The sequence below is a fragment of the Bacillus siamensis KCTC 13613 genome (genome assembly GCF_000262045.1).
GTDB lineage: Bacteria > Bacillota > Bacilli > Bacillales > Bacillaceae > Bacillus > Bacillus siamensis.
On sequence record NZ_AJVF01000014.1, the window covers coordinates 1 to 14,660 of the forward strand.

The window sequence follows — 14,660 nt, forward strand, 5'->3', positions numbered from 1 at the left end:
GCTCTTCAGCGCCGATGGTAGTCGGGGGTTTCCCCCTGTGAGAGTAGGACGCCGCCAAGCGATCATAACGGTAAAGGCAGCTCATCATGAGCTGCCTTTTTTGTTTTGAATAAAAACAATACAAACACCGAAATACGGCAACGCCCATATACTAATTGCAAACTTCAAAAAGGTCCAAATTGTGTATACAATCAATGGCTTCAGGGAAGGCTATTCATACGGAGGTGGGCACAAATGAATGAAACGTCCAGCCATGAAGAAACATGTATTGTGTGTGAAACTAAAAAAAGCAGGGGTATTCATATTTATACGAAATTTATATGTTTAGAGTGTGAGAAGAAAGTAGTTTCAACTCCAACCTCTGATCCGAATTATGAATTTTTCGTTCGTAAACTGAAAAGCCTTCATACACCGACATTATATTCTTAACCCTGAAAAGGGTCTTTTTTTTGCTTTAAAATAAGGGAGTAGTTTTTTCACTTTTTATAAAAGAACTGATACGATAAGAAGAGGAACTTGTTTAGAAATGGAATGTAATAGATAATACTGATAAAAGTGAATAAATAGGAGTCGATCTAATATGAAACCGTTTATTCAATATATGAAATGGATGCTTTGCGGCAGCGCGGTTTTTGTATTAGCGGGAACAGCCGCTTTTACGATAGGGCATCAGCCTTTTCTGTATTCGCTTTTATACGGAGCAGCAGGCGGAACTGCCGTCAGTATGGCCGGACTGTGGAATGCGAAGCGCCTCTTTTTAAAAAAACACCGGCTGACAAGAAAAGAATATACTTATATCAAGGAAAATCTTGAGGAAGCAAGAAATAAAATCGTTCGATTACGCAGGGCGCTTTTTCGCTCTAAAAGTATACAAATGCTGAAGCAGAATGCAGAGATACTGCGGATAACCCGGCGGATATATCTGCTCACAAAGCAGGAGCCGAAGCGTTTTTATCAGGCGGAGCGTTTCTATTATCAAACGCTTGATTCTGTTGTGGAGCTGACTGAAAAGTATGCTCTGCTCTCATCACAGCCGCGAAAAAATAAAGATTTATCAATGTCCTTGAGTCAGACAAGGATGACTCTTGCGGAGCTTGCCAGGCGGCTGGAAGAGGATCTTCATGAACTGATGAAGGAAGACATCGATGATCTGCATTTTGAATTAGATATGGCAAAGCAGTCACTGAGAAAGTAAGAAAGGGGGAAGGAAATGGCCAAAGACCGTTCCGATGATATCATGGGCGCTCAAAATGATCAGGCTGATCTAAAGCTTGCAGATACGCTGCCGGAAGAAAAAAGAGAAGCGGCACTTCAGCTCGCTGAAAAACTGGATCCCGGGAACATGCAAAGCATTGTTCTATTTGGTTCACAGGCGCAGGCGAATCTTCTTGAATTTTCCCATACGATGATAGAGCATGTGCAAGGAAAAGATGCAGGAGAGATGGGACAGATACTGTCTGATTTGATGAGAAAGCTTGACCAGGTAAACCCCGATGATCTGCAGATGAAAAACAAAGGATTCTTTGCCCGTTTGTTCAAAAGGGTATCCGGCTCTGTACAAGAAGTGCTTTCGAAATATCAAAAGACCAGTGTGCAGATTGACCGTATCAGCAGAAGGCTCGAACTTTCTAAAAATGGGCTGTTGAGTGATAATAAAAGGTTAGATCAGCTGTATGCCCAAAATAAACGATACTTTTCTGACTTAAATATGTATATAGCAGCGGGTGAATTAAAGTTAGATGAGCTGAAAACAAAGCTGATTCCCGAAGCGGTAAGAAAAGCTGAATTAGGGGAACACAATCAAATGGCCGCTCAGGAAGTTAATGACCTTCGCCAGTTTGCCGGCCGTCTGGATAAGAGAGTGCATGATCTGCTGCTGAGCAGGCAGATTACGCTTCAGAGTGCGCCGCAAATCCGTCTGATTCAAAACACGAATCAGGCACTGGCAGAGAAAATTCAGTCCTCCATTGTTACGGCTATTCCTTTATGGAAGAATCAAGTCGCCATCGCCCTGACACTAATGAAGCAGCAGAGTGCGGCAGATGCGCAGCAGAAGGCGGCGGATACGACGAATCAATTGCTCCTGAAAAATGCGGAGCTTTTGAAAACAAGTACAGTCGAGACCGCCAAAGCCAATGAGCGCGGACTTGTTGAGGCAGATACCTTAAAAAAAGTGCAGGAAAGTTTAGTCACCACACTGGAAGAAATCATGTCTATTCAAGAAGAAGGCAGGATGAAGCGCAGGCGGGCCGAGGAGGAGCTCATGATCATGGAAGGCGATTTGAAAAAGAAACTGCTTAATATGAAGTCCGGCCGGGAGAATGGCTAGTTGGCAAAAAGTCTTAGCTTTAAGTTGGCTCACAGGCACGATATAATAAGAAAGACAGGCAAAGGATTTGTTTAAAATATGGACACACCTTTATATACAGCGCTGCTGAAGCACGCGCACCGAAATACGTATTCTTTTCATGTTCCGGGACATCACAATGGAGATGTCTTTTTTGATGAAGCCAGATCTGTATATCAATCTCTTTTATCTATTGATATGACTGAGATTACAGGGCTTGATGACTTACATCACCCGACGGGAGTCATCAAGGAAGCACAGGAATTGTTGAGCAGGCTATACGGCTCTCAGGAAAGCTACTTTCTCGTCAATGGAACGACTGCCGGCAATCTGGCGATGATTTTAGCTGTTTGTGAACCGGGCGAACCCATTCTGATCCAGCGTAATTGTCACAAGTCTGTTTTCCATGCGGTGGCAATGGCCGGAGCCAAGCCGGTGTATTTAGCGCCGGAAATTGATAAAAACATGCATGTGCCGGCCCATGTATCCCTTCCGGTCATTGAAAAAGCGTTAGCGTCATATCCGAATGCGAAAGGCCTTGTTCTGACTAATCCGACTTACTACGGTCATGCTGCCGACTTGACCGCGGCAGTTAACAAAGCCCATTCATACGGCGTTCCTGTACTGGTGGATGAGGCTCATGGCGCTCACTTTGTGTTAGGTGAACCGTTCCCGCCATCATCATTAGATATGGGAGCGGATGCCGCTGTTCAATCGGCTCACAAAACGCTTCCGGCTATGACGATGGGATCTTACTTTCATTTAAACAGCACCCGCATTGACAGAGATCGATTAACCTATTATTTAAGCAGTTTGCAAAGCAGCAGCCCGTCATATCCGATAATGGCCTCTTTAGATACGGCGCGCGCTTATGTTCAGGATATCGCTGAAAAAGGGACACTCCCCGGTCATATGGCGCATATTGAACAAATCAAACGAATGTTCGCATCAATTTCTTCTATTGAAATGATCGAACCTTCCGGATTTGGGCTCAGGGCGGACCCGTTAAAATTCATTCTTCGGTCAAAGCTCGGACATTCCGGCTATTCATTACAAAGTATGTTGGAGAGTGAAGGCATTGTTGCCGAGCTGGCTGACGAGTACCAAGTATTGCTCGTCCTGCCGATAGGCGGCCGGCGGATGATAGAACAGGAAACCGTTAGAAACATACAGAGGAAACTGGAGAATACACCGCCCGATAAATTGCCGGATACCGTGAATTGGACCTTTCCGTCCATTTCGACACTTGAATATCCGCAAAATGAGATGCGGAAGTTTACAAAAGAGCTTACGGATATAAATAAGGCGGCCGGGCGCTTGCACGCGGGGAATATTATTCCCTATCCCCCGGGAATTCCGCTGATCATGGACGGAGAACGGATAACAGAAGAGATCGTACAAAAGCTTTCCCGTTTAATCGGCATGGACGCGCATATTCAAGGCTTGTTAAACGGGGAACAACTACTTGTTTATACAGAAGAGGAGAAATCATGAGCGGTTTATTTATTACATTTGAAGGTCCTGAAGGCGCAGGGAAAACGACTGTGCTTCAGGAAGTGAAAGAGATTCTGTCGGCAAAGGGGCTTCCGGTAACAGCGACAAGAGAACCGGGCGGCATCGACATTGCGGAACAGATCAGAGAAGTGATCTTAAATAAAAACAATACACTGATGGATGCAAAAACGGAGGCGCTGCTCTACGCCGCTGCGAGAAGACAGCATTTAGCCGAGAAGGTGCAGCCTGCATTGGAAGAAGGACGCATTGTGCTGTGCGATCGTTTTATCGACAGTTCGCTGGCTTATCAAGGCTATGCGAGAGGGCTCGGCATTGATGAAGTGCTTTCTATTAACCAGTTTGCAATCGGCGATACGATGCCTGATGTCACTATCTATTTTTCTATCGATCCGGAAGAAGGGCTGAAACGGATTACGTCGAATGATTCAAGAGAAAAGAATCGTCTTGATCTTGAGGCCCTGCACTTTCACACGAAAGTACGGGAAGGATATCAAAAGGTGATGCAGCGTTTCCCTGAAAGATTTCATACAATCGACGCATCGAAAAAGAAGGAACTCGTCATTCAGGACGTACTTCAGGTGATAAATGAAACATTGAAAAAAATTCAGTTGTGACCTGTTTCTCATAAGTTGATATAATGAATGTAACGACCATGTTCTTTCCAACCTAAAGGGGGCCTATAGAATGAAATTAATAGTGGCAGTGGTGCAGGATCAAGACAGCAACAGACTTTTGAAAGTATTAACCGACCACAACTTCAGGGTGACGAAGCTTGCGACAACAGGCGGATTTCTTAAATCAGGCAATACGACGTTTATGATCGGGGTGGAGGATATCCGTGTCGATAAAGCGCTCAGCCTCATTAAAGAAAATGGCTGTAAACGTGATCAAATGATTGCCCCGGTATCCCCGATGGGCGGGAATGCGGATTCTTACGTTCCTTATCCTGTCGAAGTGGAAGTCGGCGGAGCGACGGTCTTTGTCCTTCCGGTCGATGAATTTCATCAATTTTAAGGATTTGACGACGTGAAAATAAATTCTGACTTACGCACATTTATTGAGAAAAAGCAGCAGCCTGCTTATAAAGCGGCAGAGCTCTCCGGGACGTTTAAAAGTTCAATGGACAGCCAAAGCAGCAAGCTGAAATTTGACCAGCTGAGCAGGTTCTTAACGGATATAGAAACGTTCGGGAAAAGACTGACGAAGTCGAGGAACTTCAAAGACTTAGCGAAATTCAAAGGATTGGTAAAACGTTTTGTGAAAGAGGCCGTTGACAGCGGATTATCGCATGAAACGACGAAAAGCTTTGACCTGTACGGCAGCAGCCGGACCCTGGGGCTTGTGAAAGAAATAGATGAAAAGCTGCTCCAGCTGACGGAAGAGATGTTAGATCAGGAAAAACCGGCAATTGATTTGCTGGATCGAATCGGAGAAATAAAAGGTTTATTGATTAACCTTTACACATAGAGAGTGATACAATGGCAATATCATGGAAGGAAATGACCGGGCAGCAGCCCAGAGTGATGCGTCTTTTGCATAATAGCATTGAAAAGAAAAGGCTTTCTCACGCATATCTGTTTGAAGGCAAAAAAGGTACTGGCAAATTGGATGCCGCACTGCTTCTCGCAAAAAGCTTTTTTTGCCTTGAAGACGGGACTGAGCCTTGCGGGGAGTGCCGGAACTGCAAGCGTATTGATTCCGGAAACCACCCCGACCTGCATGTGGTTCAGCCCGACGGATTATCCATTAAAAAAGCTCAGATCCAATCGCTTCAGGAGGAGTTTTCTAAAACAGGACTGGAATCGCATAAAAAGCTGTACATTATATCCCATGCGGATCAAATGACGACAAATGCGGCAAACAGTCTGCTGAAATTTTTAGAGGAGCCGAGTCAAGACACTATCGCTATTCTGATTACTGAGCAGCTCCACAGAATATTGGATACCATCGTTTCGAGATGCCAGGTTCTTCCGTTTCAGCCGCTTCAGCCGAAAGCAATAGAAGAAAGGCTGGTTGAACAGGAAGTAAGCCCTCACATGGCCAGACTCTTAGCAAATATGACAAATAATATTGCGGAAGCAGTCGAATTAAGTCGAAATGATGAGTTTGCAGAGTCCAGAGCGAAAGTGATAAAATTGTATGAAGTCTTACATCAGCGGAAAGGACATGCCTTTTTCTTCATTCAGGATCAGTGGGTGCCCTTTTTCAAAGAAAAAACCCATCAAGAAATGGGTCTTGATATGCTCTTATTGATATACCGTGATGTATTATCCATCCAAATTGGAAATGAAGATAAACTGATTTATCAAGACTTATTCCAATCAATAAAACAGCATGCGCTGCAATTTACACAAGAAAGCGTTACGAACCAAATTCTCGCTGTTTTAGAAGCAAAAAAACGGCTTCATTCCAATGTGAATACACAGGGATTAATGGAGCACTTGGTGTTAACGTTGCAGGAGGGATAAGCTTGTACAACGTAATAGGCGTCCGCTTTAAAAAAGCGGGGAAAATTTATTATTTTGATCCGAACGGATTTGATATAGAACAGGACAGCTGCGTCATTGTTGAAACTGTAAGAGGTGTCGAATACGGGCAGGTTGTCATCGCAAATAAACAAGTGGACGAGCATGATGTTGTGCTTCCGCTTCGAAAGGTCATTCGCGTTGCTGATGAACGCGATCTTCTCATTGTAGAAGAAAACAAACAAGAGGCCCTGTCCGCCTTTGAAGTCTGTCAGAAAAAAGTAGCTGACCACGGCTTAGATATGAAACTCGTTGATGTTGAGTTTACGTTTGACCGCAATAAAGTCATTTTTTACTTCACGGCTGACGGACGGGTTGATTTCAGGGAATTGGTCAAAGACTTGGCTTCTATCTTTAAAACAAGAATCGAGTTGCGCCAAATCGGTGTGAGGGACGAGGCGAAAATGCTCGGCGGTATCGGCCCGTGCGGGAGAATGCTTTGCTGCTCCACGTTCCTCGGTGATTTTGAACCGGTATCCATCAAAATGGCAAAGGATCAAAATTTATCGTTGAACCCGACGAAAATTTCCGGTCTGTGCGGCCGTTTGATGTGCTGTTTAAAGTACGAAAATGATGAGTATGAGACGGCAAAAGAACAGCTGCCGGATTTAGGCGAAATGATTACGACGGCAAACGGCCCCGCAAAGGTTGTCGGTCTTAATATTCTGGAACGGGTGCTTCAGGTGGAACTGAAGAATCGTGAAAAAGTGATAGAATATACTTGGGAAGAGCTCTTGGAAGAGGGCGTCGTATCCGCACAAACCACAGATTAACGAGGTGTGGAACCTTGGATAAAAAAGAGTTATTTGATACTGTCATAAACCTGGAGGAACAAATCGGTTCGCTGTACCGTCAGCTGGGTGACTTAAAGCAGCATATCGGCGAAATGATTGAAGAGAATCACCATCTTCAGCTTGAAAACAAGCATTTGCGTAAGCGGCTTGATGACACGACAGAGCAAATTGAGCAATTCAAAGCCGATCAGAAAGAAACAAAAACACAGAAGGCAGAGCAAAGTGATATAGGAGAAGGCTACGACAATCTGGCCCGGCTGTATCAAGAAGGCTTTCATATTTGCAACGTCCATTATGGGAGCGTCCGCAAGGGAGATTGCCTTTTTTGTCTGTCCTTCTTAAATAAAAAATGAGGAAAAGGCTTCCGCTGATGTCGGAAGCCTTTTTCAAAGAGTGCCGAAAGGAATAAGATTATGGTTTCATTACGTGATGATGAAAGATTGGATTACTTATTAGCAGAGGACATGAAAATTGTACAGAGCCCGACGGTTTTCGCTTTTTCATTAGATGCCGTGCTGCTGTCTAAGTTTGCATACGTTCCGATTCAAAAGGGAAACATCGTTGATTTATGTACGGGGAATGGAATTGTGCCGCTTCTGCTCAGTACAAGGTCAAAGGCGGATATCACCGGGGTTGAAATTCAGGAGCGTTTGTATGATATGGCGCTCCGAAGCGTGGAATACAACGGGCTGGGCGGTCAGATCAGACTCATTCATGATGATCTGAAAAATATGCCGGAAAGACTCGGACATAATAAATATGATGTTGTCACCTGCAATCCGCCTTATTTTAAAACACCGAAAGAGGCTGAGCAGAACCTGAACGAACATCTCAGAATCGCAAGGCACGAAATTCTTTGCACGCTTGAAGATGTAATTTCCGTCAGCAGCAAACTGTTGAAGCAAGGCGGGAAAGCGGCGCTCGTTCATCGGCCGGGCCGGCTTTTGGAAATCTTTGAATTAATGAAAGCGTACCGAATAGAACCAAAGCGGGTTCAGTTTATCTATCCGAAACAAGGAAAAGAAGCGAACACTATTTTGGTTGAAGGAATTAAAGGCGGCCGCCCTGATCTCAAAATTCTTCCTCCGCTGTTTGTATATGATGAACAAAATGAATATACGAAAGAGATCCGCACGATTTTATATGGAGACAAATAGTCATTTCTTTTATGTGCTGCTGTGCAATGACAACAGTCTTTACGCCGGTTATACAAATGATCTGCAAAAACGGCTGAAAACCCACAATGAGGGAAAGGGCGCGAAGTACACAAGGGCGCGGAGGCCGGTTTCGTTATGCCATGCGGAATCATTTGACACAAAACGGGAAGCCATGCAGGCGGAATACCGTTTTAAGCAGCTAACTCGAAAGAAAAAAGAACAATATATAGAAGAAAAACGAAGCAACAAGGAGGCTGTATATGTTAAGTCGCCAGATGAGTTTTAACGGAAAATCTGAAATGGGAATCCTTTATCTTGTTCCTACACCGATCGGCAACTTGGAGGACATGACCTTTCGTGCAGTGGAGACGCTGAAATCGGTCGATGTCATAGCTGCCGAAGATACGAGACAGACGAAAAAGCTGTGCCACGTCTATGACATAGAAACATCTCTTACCAGTTATCATGAACACAACAAAGAAAGCAGTGGCCATAAAATTATTGAATGGATGAAAAACGGAAAGAATGTGGCTTTGGTCAGTGACGCCGGTATGCCGACAATTTCCGACCCGGGGGCTGAGATTGTAAGAGATTTTACCCAAATCGGCGGTTATGTCGTTCCGCTTCCCGGTGCAAATGCGGCCTTAACCGCGCTGACCGCATCAGGCATCACCCCGCAGCCGTTTTTCTTCTACGGATTCTTAAACAGACAGAAGAAAGAAAAGAAGAAAGAACTCGAAATCCTGAAAAAACGCCAGGAAACGATGATTTTTTACGAAGCGCCGCACAGATTAAAAGAAACATTAACCGCCATGCATGACGTTTTAGGAAATCGAAACATCGCCGTCACGAGAGAATTAACGAAAAAGTACGAGGAATTTATCAGAGGAACGGTCGCCGAGGTGCTTGAATGGGCAAATGAAGATCAAATCCGCGGTGAGTTCTGTCTCGTTGTCGAAGGCAATCAAGCCACTGAACCGGATGAAGATGACAAGCCTTGGTGGACGGAGCTTTCTGAGAAAGAGCATGTGGAGCATTACATAAACGAAGGAGCATCTTCCAAACAGGCCATAAAACAAACAGCGGTAGATCGGAACGTTCCGAAACGCGAGATTTATGACGCTTATCACATTCAATCATAAAAAAAACCGTTCTTGTATCGTAACAAGAACGGTTTTTGTATGAAATAACTTATTTTTGGTTTTGAAGCTGATTTTGAATTTCAGAGATGATTTGCTCAGCGCCTTCTTTGCTGAGTACCAATTTGCCGCCGGCAAGTTTAAGGTTATCATCAGAAACTTCACCAGTAACTTGGCAAGTCATGTTTGGTTTATATTTTTTTAGGATGATTTTTTCATCATCAACATAAATTTCAAGAGCGTCTTTTTCTGCGATGCCCAGTGTACGGCGAAGTTCGATAGGGATAACTACGCGTCCAAGTTCATCAACTTTACGTACGATACCAGTAGATTTCATTAACAGTCTCCTCCCGAGAGATAATTATTTTGTAGTTTATATTTTTCTTCGTCATTATTCGACAAAATTCCTTACATTCCTAGCATAACAAGGTTTCCAATAATCGTCAATCTTTTTGTTTACTATTGATTGTAAGAATTAGTTCTTATAGTAAGTAAAGCCTTGGAAATCCTGAAATAACAGGCTTTTTGACTGCTTTTTCGAACCTATTATCCTACTGAAAATCCTTTTAAATCAAGACTTTCGAACCAAGATGTTTTATATTAGTAGATTATATACGACAAATTTCGACATGTTAAGACTTTTTTTAATTTCAATAAAAATTTTTAATTTTATTTACTCTTTTACGCGCAGTACGTATATATCCTTGATCTTAAAGGCTAAGATGGTATCATAGATAGAGGACAAATATCAATATTGTATATCAAATAAAACCGCTCTCGTCCTTTGGGCGTGAGCTTTTCGACATTCTGAATGGGAGGTTGCAACATGCCGCAAGACAATAATACTTTTTATATTACGACCCCGATATATTATCCGAGCGGAAAATTACATATCGGCCATGCTTATACTACCGTGGCCGGCGATGCGATGGCGCGTTACAAAAGATTAAAAGGATTTGACGTACGCTACCTGACAGGAACGGATGAACACGGACAAAAAATCCAGCAGAAAGCGGAGGAAGAGAATATCACACCTCAGGCTTATGTGGATCGTGCCGTGGCTGAGATCCAAAAACTATGGAAGCAGCTCGACATTTCTCACGATGATTTCATCCGGACGACGGAAAGCCGGCATAAAGAAATTATTGAGAAAGTGTTCCAAAAGCTTCTGGATAATGGTGATATCTATCTGGATGAGTATGAGGGCTGGTACAGCATCCCTGATGAAACATTCTATACTGAAACACAGCTGGTGGATGTGGAACGAAATGAAAAGGGTGAGGTTGTCGGCGGAAAAAGCCCGGACAGCGGCCATCCAGTCGAATTAATCAAAGAGGAGTCATACTTCTTCCGCATGAGCAAATATGCAGACCGCCTGCTGAAGTTTTATGAGGACAATCCTTCCTTCATCCAGCCTGAATCACGCAAAAACGAAATGATTAACAATTTCATTAAACCGGGGCTTGAAGATTTGGCCGTTTCCAGAACGACGTTTGACTGGGGCGTAAAAGTGCCGGGAAACCCGAAGCATGTCGTGTATGTATGGATTGACGCATTATTCAACTATATTACGGCGCTCGGTTACGATACGGAAAATGACGAGCTTTACAAAAAGTACTGGCCTGCTGACGTCCACCTTGTCGGTAAAGAAATTGTCCGTTTTCATACCATTTACTGGCCGATTATGCTGATGGCGCTTGATCTCCCGCTCCCTAAGCAAGTATTCGCGCATGGCTGGTTATTGATGAAAGACGGAAAAATGTCGAAATCAAAAGGAAATGTCGTTGATCCGGTAACATTGATTGAACGCTACGGCTTGGATGAGCTTCGCTATTACCTGCTTCGCGAAGTGCCATTTGGTTCAGACGGTGTCTTTACGCCGGAAGGTTTTGTAGAACGGATTAATTATGACTTGGCAAACGACTTAGGAAACCTTCTGAATCGTACAGTCGCTATGATCCAAAAGTATTTTGACGGTGAGATTGGTTCATATGAAGGAAATGTGACTGATTTTGATCAAGAGCTTTCTTCTGTAGCCGGTGAAACGGTTAAAGCATATGAAAAGGCAATGGAAAACATGGAGTTCTCAGTGGCTTTATCAACGCTATGGCAATTAATCAGCCGTACGAACAAATATATTGATGAAACTGCTCCGTGGGTGCTGGCAAAAGATCCGGACAAACAAAAAGAATTACGCTCTGTCATGTATCATTTAGCTGAATCATTGCGTATTTCGGCCGTACTGCTTCAGCCTTTCTTAACGCAGACGCCTGAAAAAATGTTTGCTCAGCTCGGGATTGAGGATCAGTCTCTTAAAGCTTGGGACAGCATCCAGACATTCGGCCAATTAAAGAACGCGAAAGTGAAAAAAGGGGAGCCGCTTTTCCCTCGTCTTGAAGCTGAAGAGGAAGTAGCTTACATCAAGCAAAAAATGCAAGGGACTGCTCCTGTGAAAGAAGAAAAAACAGAAGAGCCGCAAGAAGCAGAGCGTCTTCCGGAAATTACGTTTGATCAATTTATGGATACAGAACTTCGCGTCGCAGAAGTCTTGTCCGCAGAACCGGTAAAAAAAGCGGACCGTCTGCTGAAGCTGCAAATTGATCTGGGCTTTGAACAGCGCCAAGTCGTATCAGGTATCGCGAAGCATTACACACCGGATCAGCTTGTGGGAATGAAGATCATTTGTGTAACGAATCTAAAACCGGTAAAACTGAGAGGCGAGCTTTCTCAAGGGATGATACTGGCAGGAGAATCTGACGGCGTCCTTAAGGTTGTAGCTGTCGACCAGTCATTACCGAAAGGCACCAGAATTAAATAATAGATGCAAAAGGTGTTTCACGTGTAACATTTCGTCGAACACCTTTTGTTTTTCAACAAGAAAGGAGTTTTTATGATGCTTTTTGATACACATGCACACTTAAACGCCGAGCAATTCGACACAGACTTAGAAGAAGTCATTGCGCGTGCAAAGGCTGAAAAAGTTGAACGAATCGTCGTTGTCGGATTCGACAAACCTACCATCACGCGTGCAATGGAGCTGATTGAGGAATATGACTTTATATACGCTGCGATCGGCTGGCATCCGGTAGACGCAATTGACATGACAGAGGAAGATTTATCATGGATTAAGGAACTGTCTGCTCATGAAAAAGTCGTGGCAATCGGAGAAATGGGCCTTGACTATCACTGGGACAAATCACCGAAGGATATCCAAAAAGAGGTATTCCGGAAACAAATCGCGCTTGCCAAAGAAGTGAACCTTCCAATTATCATCCACAACCGTGATGCGACTGAGGATGTTGTCACGATTTTGAAAGAAGAGGGAGCGGAAGAAGTCGGCGGCATTATGCACTGCTTTACGGGCAGCGCGGAGGTTGCGCGGCAGTGTATGGATATGAATTTCTATATCTCATTCGGAGGACCGGTTACCTTCAAAAATGCGAAGAAACCAAAAGAAGTGGCAAAGGAAATTCCGAATGACCGTTTGCTGATCGAAACTGACTGTCCTTTCCTGACACCCCATCCTTTCCGCGGCAAACGAAATGAGCCAAGCTACGTGAAATATGTTGCTGAACAGCTCGCGGAATTAAAAGGACTGACGTATGAAGAAATTGCTTCGATAACAACCGAAAACGCAAAAAGACTTTTCCGCATGAACTGACAAAATGCGCTGTCGTAACGTGTAAAGGCTTGTCCGATTCAGTGGATATGTAAAACGGTTCTACAAGCTTCCTTCTTCTCATAAGATAGGTTGTCGATATGTCTCTCTTCCTTTTTTTGCTTTGTTTTTGCATAATGAGGGATACGCTGAAGGTTTTTGATCTTCGAGATGGGAGGGTTGACAGCATTTTAGATACTCTATATAATCTCTCCGAGGAGAAGGAGGCGTTTTTCATCACACAAAAAATGAAAAAACTGTTTTCCGTAAAGCTTGGTAAAAGCAAGGTTATTCTTATTGCAGCTATTATTCTGCTGGGCGGAACCGGGACTGCATACGGGGCACATGAGCTCTCAAAACAATCAGTCTCTGTTTCTATCAACGGCAAGAAAAAGCAAATACGCACTCATGCAAAAACGGTTGGGGAACTTCTGGAAGATTTACATATAGAGACAAGAAATGAAGACCGGATTACCCCGTCTAAGCAGACAGCATTGGCTGAGAACATGAATGTCGTATATGATGCTGCAAAGCAGATCCGTGTGACAAGAGGCGGAGAAGAAAAGACTTTATGGTCAACGGCAAAAACAGTCGGCGCATTTCTGAACGAACAGCATACACCTGTGAATCAGCACGATAAAATAGATCCAGCAGCAGATACGAAAGTGACAAACGGCATGAAAGTCACGGTCGACCCGGCTTTTCAGGTCACTGTAAATGATGCGGGAAAGAAAAAGAAAATATGGACGACTTCGACTACGGTCGCTGACTTTTTAACGCAGCATAAGATGGACATGAAAGACGAAGATCAAGTAAAACCGGCATTACACGAAAAGCTCACAAAAGATCAGGCCGGCATACAAATCACTCGTATCGAAAAAGTCACCGATGTAGTTGAGGAAAAAATAGCGTATCGAGTGAAAGAAAAAGAGGATGCGTCTCTCGACAACGGGAAAGAAAAGATCGTTCAAAAAGGAAAAGAAGGCAAGCTTAAAAAGCATTTTCATGTTGTCAAAGAAAATGGAAAAGAAGTATCAAGAAAGCTTGTCAAAGAAGAAACATCTGAAAAAAGCAAAGATCAGATCATTGCGGTCGGCACAAAGCGGCACAGTCCCAAGATTGAGCAGCTCAGTGCACCGGTGAAGGCTTCTTCGGGTGAAACCGGATCTTCCGGTAAAGTGATTACCGTGTCTTCCACGGCATATACCGCAAGCTGCAGCGGCTGTTCCGGCCATACGGCTACAGGCGTTAACCTGACAAGCAATCCGAATGCCAAGGTCATTGCGGTAGACCCAAGCGTCATTCCGCTCGGCACAAGAGTCCACGTAGACGGATACGGGGATGCTGTGGCCGCAGATACGGGCTCAGCCATTAAAGGAAGACGGATTGATGTCTTTTTCCCTGAAAAATCTTCGGCGTACCGCTGGGGAAAGAAACAGGTCAAAATAAAAATTTTAAATTAATTCCGATTCATTCAGAGGGTTTTGCGCCCTCTGTTTTTTTCGTTATAATAGGTAAAGTGTAT

General features: G+C 43.9%; 17 protein-coding genes. 16 read left to right on the plus strand and 1 reads right to left on the minus strand.

Annotation, left to right across the window (positions count from 1 at the left end; translation table 11 throughout):
- The first annotated feature begins 234 nt into the window (after positions 1–234).
- From Y79_RS0103815 to rsmI, 13 genes are all read left to right on the plus strand, one after another.
- A complete protein-coding gene (locus Y79_RS0103815; RefSeq protein WP_007409914.1) occupies positions 235–429 on the plus strand; it encodes a sigma factor G inhibitor Gin in 195 nt (64 codons plus the stop codon).
- 151 nt (positions 430–580) lie between these two features.
- Positions 581–1,195: a 5-bromo-4-chloroindolyl phosphate hydrolysis family protein gene (locus tag Y79_RS0103820; protein ID WP_016936508.1), complete on the plus strand. Its 615-nt coding sequence runs from the start codon at positions 581–583 to the stop codon at positions 1,193–1,195.
- 15 nt (positions 1,196–1,210) lie between these two features.
- Positions 1,211–2,329, plus strand: a complete 1,119-nt coding sequence (locus tag Y79_RS0103825) for a toxic anion resistance protein (RefSeq protein ID WP_016936509.1) — start codon at positions 1,211–1,213, stop codon at positions 2,327–2,329.
- A gap of 78 nt (positions 2,330–2,407) precedes the next feature.
- The gene (locus Y79_RS0103830; RefSeq protein WP_016936510.1) at positions 2,408–3,841 is read left to right on the plus strand and encodes an aminotransferase class I/II-fold pyridoxal phosphate-dependent enzyme; all 1,434 of its coding nucleotides are present in this window, start codon (positions 2,408–2,410) and stop codon (positions 3,839–3,841) included.
- A complete protein-coding gene (gene tmk, locus Y79_RS0103835; RefSeq protein ID WP_016936511.1) occupies positions 3,838–4,476 on the plus strand; it encodes a dTMP kinase in 639 nt (212 codons plus the stop codon). The genes Y79_RS0103830 and tmk overlap by 4 nt, the downstream gene beginning before the upstream one ends.
- A gap of 70 nt (positions 4,477–4,546) precedes the next feature.
- Entirely contained in the window at positions 4,547–4,876 is a 330-nt protein-coding gene (gene darA / locus Y79_RS0103840; protein ID WP_004264734.1) for a cyclic di-AMP receptor DarA, read from the plus strand.
- A 12-nt stretch (positions 4,877–4,888) separates the two neighbouring features.
- Entirely contained in the window at positions 4,889–5,329 is a 441-nt protein-coding gene (locus tag Y79_RS0103845; protein WP_016936512.1) for a YaaR family protein, read from the plus strand.
- 11 nt (positions 5,330–5,340) lie between these two features.
- Positions 5,341–6,330, plus strand: a complete 990-nt coding sequence (gene holB / locus Y79_RS0103850) for a DNA polymerase III subunit delta' (RefSeq protein ID WP_016936513.1) — start codon at positions 5,341–5,343, stop codon at positions 6,328–6,330.
- Between the two features lie 2 nt (positions 6,331–6,332).
- Complete coding sequence (ricT, locus tag Y79_RS0103855; RefSeq protein ID WP_004264723.1) at positions 6,333–7,160, plus strand: competence/sporulation regulator complex protein RicT; 828 nt, start codon at positions 6,333–6,335, stop codon at positions 7,158–7,160.
- Between the two features lie 14 nt (positions 7,161–7,174).
- The gene (yabA, locus tag Y79_RS0103860; protein ID WP_016936514.1) at positions 7,175–7,534 is read left to right on the plus strand and encodes a replication initiation-control protein YabA; all 360 of its coding nucleotides are present in this window, start codon (positions 7,175–7,177) and stop codon (positions 7,532–7,534) included.
- A 60-nt stretch (positions 7,535–7,594) separates the two neighbouring features.
- Entirely contained in the window at positions 7,595–8,338 is a 744-nt protein-coding gene (locus Y79_RS0103865) for a tRNA1(Val) (adenine(37)-N6)-methyltransferase (RefSeq protein ID WP_016936515.1), read from the plus strand.
- Entirely contained in the window at positions 8,325–8,624 is a 300-nt protein-coding gene (locus Y79_RS0103870) for a GIY-YIG nuclease family protein (RefSeq protein ID WP_016936516.1), read from the plus strand. The genes Y79_RS0103865 and Y79_RS0103870 overlap by 14 nt, the downstream gene beginning before the upstream one ends.
- Positions 8,599–9,480, plus strand: coding sequence for a 16S rRNA (cytidine(1402)-2'-O)-methyltransferase (gene rsmI, locus Y79_RS0103875; RefSeq protein ID WP_029575220.1), 882 nt, complete (start codon positions 8,599–8,601; stop codon positions 9,478–9,480). Before Y79_RS0103870 ends, rsmI begins: the two co-directional genes overlap by 26 nt.
- A 49-nt stretch (positions 9,481–9,529) precedes the next feature.
- Here rsmI and abrB read toward each other — a convergent pair whose 3' ends face one another.
- On the minus strand, positions 9,530–9,820 hold the full coding sequence (gene abrB, locus Y79_RS0103880; RefSeq protein WP_169510469.1) for a transition state genes transcriptional regulator AbrB: 291 nt from the start codon (positions 9,818–9,820) through the stop codon (positions 9,530–9,532).
- Between the two features lie 483 nt (positions 9,821–10,303).
- Between abrB and metG the strand changes: the two genes are divergently transcribed.
- The 3 genes from metG (at position 10,304) to Y79_RS0103895 (ending at position 14,598) form a co-directional block, all read left to right on the plus strand.
- Positions 10,304–12,295, plus strand: coding sequence for a methionine--tRNA ligase (gene metG, locus Y79_RS0103885; RefSeq protein ID WP_016936518.1), 1,992 nt, complete (start codon positions 10,304–10,306; stop codon positions 12,293–12,295).
- A 75-nt stretch (positions 12,296–12,370) separates the two neighbouring features.
- Positions 12,371–13,138: a TatD family hydrolase gene (locus tag Y79_RS0103890; RefSeq protein ID WP_016936519.1), complete on the plus strand. Its 768-nt coding sequence runs from the start codon at positions 12,371–12,373 to the stop codon at positions 13,136–13,138.
- A gap of 134 nt (positions 13,139–13,272) precedes the next feature.
- Positions 13,273–14,598 carry a G5 and 3D domain-containing protein gene (locus tag Y79_RS0103895; protein WP_095242191.1) on the plus strand — a complete coding sequence of 442 codons (1,326 nt, stop codon included), beginning with the start codon at positions 13,273–13,275 and terminating at the stop codon, positions 14,596–14,598.
- Positions 14,599–14,660 lie beyond the last annotated feature (62 nt).

What these genes read in the sequence shown, in the direction of transcription:
- Y79_RS0103815 (WP_007409914.1), top strand. Translation starts at nt 235, where the DNA reads ATGAATGAAACGTCCAGCCATGAAGAAACATGTATTGTGTGTGAAACT.
- Y79_RS0103820 (WP_016936508.1), top strand. Translation starts at nt 581, where the DNA reads ATGAAACCGTTTATTCAATATATGAAATGGATGCTTTGCGGCAGCGCG.
- Y79_RS0103825 (WP_016936509.1), top strand. Translation starts at nt 1,211, where the DNA reads ATGGCCAAAGACCGTTCCGATGATATCATGGGCGCTCAAAATGATCAG.
- Y79_RS0103830 (WP_016936510.1), top strand. Translation starts at nt 2,408, where the DNA reads ATGGACACACCTTTATATACAGCGCTGCTGAAGCACGCGCACCGAAAT.
- tmk (WP_016936511.1), top strand. Translation starts at nt 3,838, where the DNA reads ATGAGCGGTTTATTTATTACATTTGAAGGTCCTGAAGGCGCAGGGAAA.
- darA (WP_004264734.1), top strand. Translation starts at nt 4,547, where the DNA reads ATGAAATTAATAGTGGCAGTGGTGCAGGATCAAGACAGCAACAGACTT.
- holB (WP_016936513.1), top strand. Translation starts at nt 5,341, where the DNA reads ATGGCAATATCATGGAAGGAAATGACCGGGCAGCAGCCCAGAGTGATG.
- Y79_RS0103865 (WP_016936515.1), top strand. Translation starts at nt 7,595, where the DNA reads ATGGTTTCATTACGTGATGATGAAAGATTGGATTACTTATTAGCAGAG.
- Y79_RS0103870 (WP_016936516.1), top strand. Translation starts at nt 8,325, where the DNA reads ATGGAGACAAATAGTCATTTCTTTTATGTGCTGCTGTGCAATGACAAC.
- rsmI (WP_029575220.1), top strand. Translation starts at nt 8,599, where the DNA reads ATGTTAAGTCGCCAGATGAGTTTTAACGGAAAATCTGAAATGGGAATC.
- metG (WP_016936518.1), top strand. Translation starts at nt 10,304, where the DNA reads ATGCCGCAAGACAATAATACTTTTTATATTACGACCCCGATATATTAT.
- Y79_RS0103890 (WP_016936519.1), top strand. Translation starts at nt 12,371, where the DNA reads ATGCTTTTTGATACACATGCACACTTAAACGCCGAGCAATTCGACACA.
- Y79_RS0103895 (WP_095242191.1), top strand. Translation starts at nt 13,273, where the DNA reads ATGAGGGATACGCTGAAGGTTTTTGATCTTCGAGATGGGAGGGTTGAC.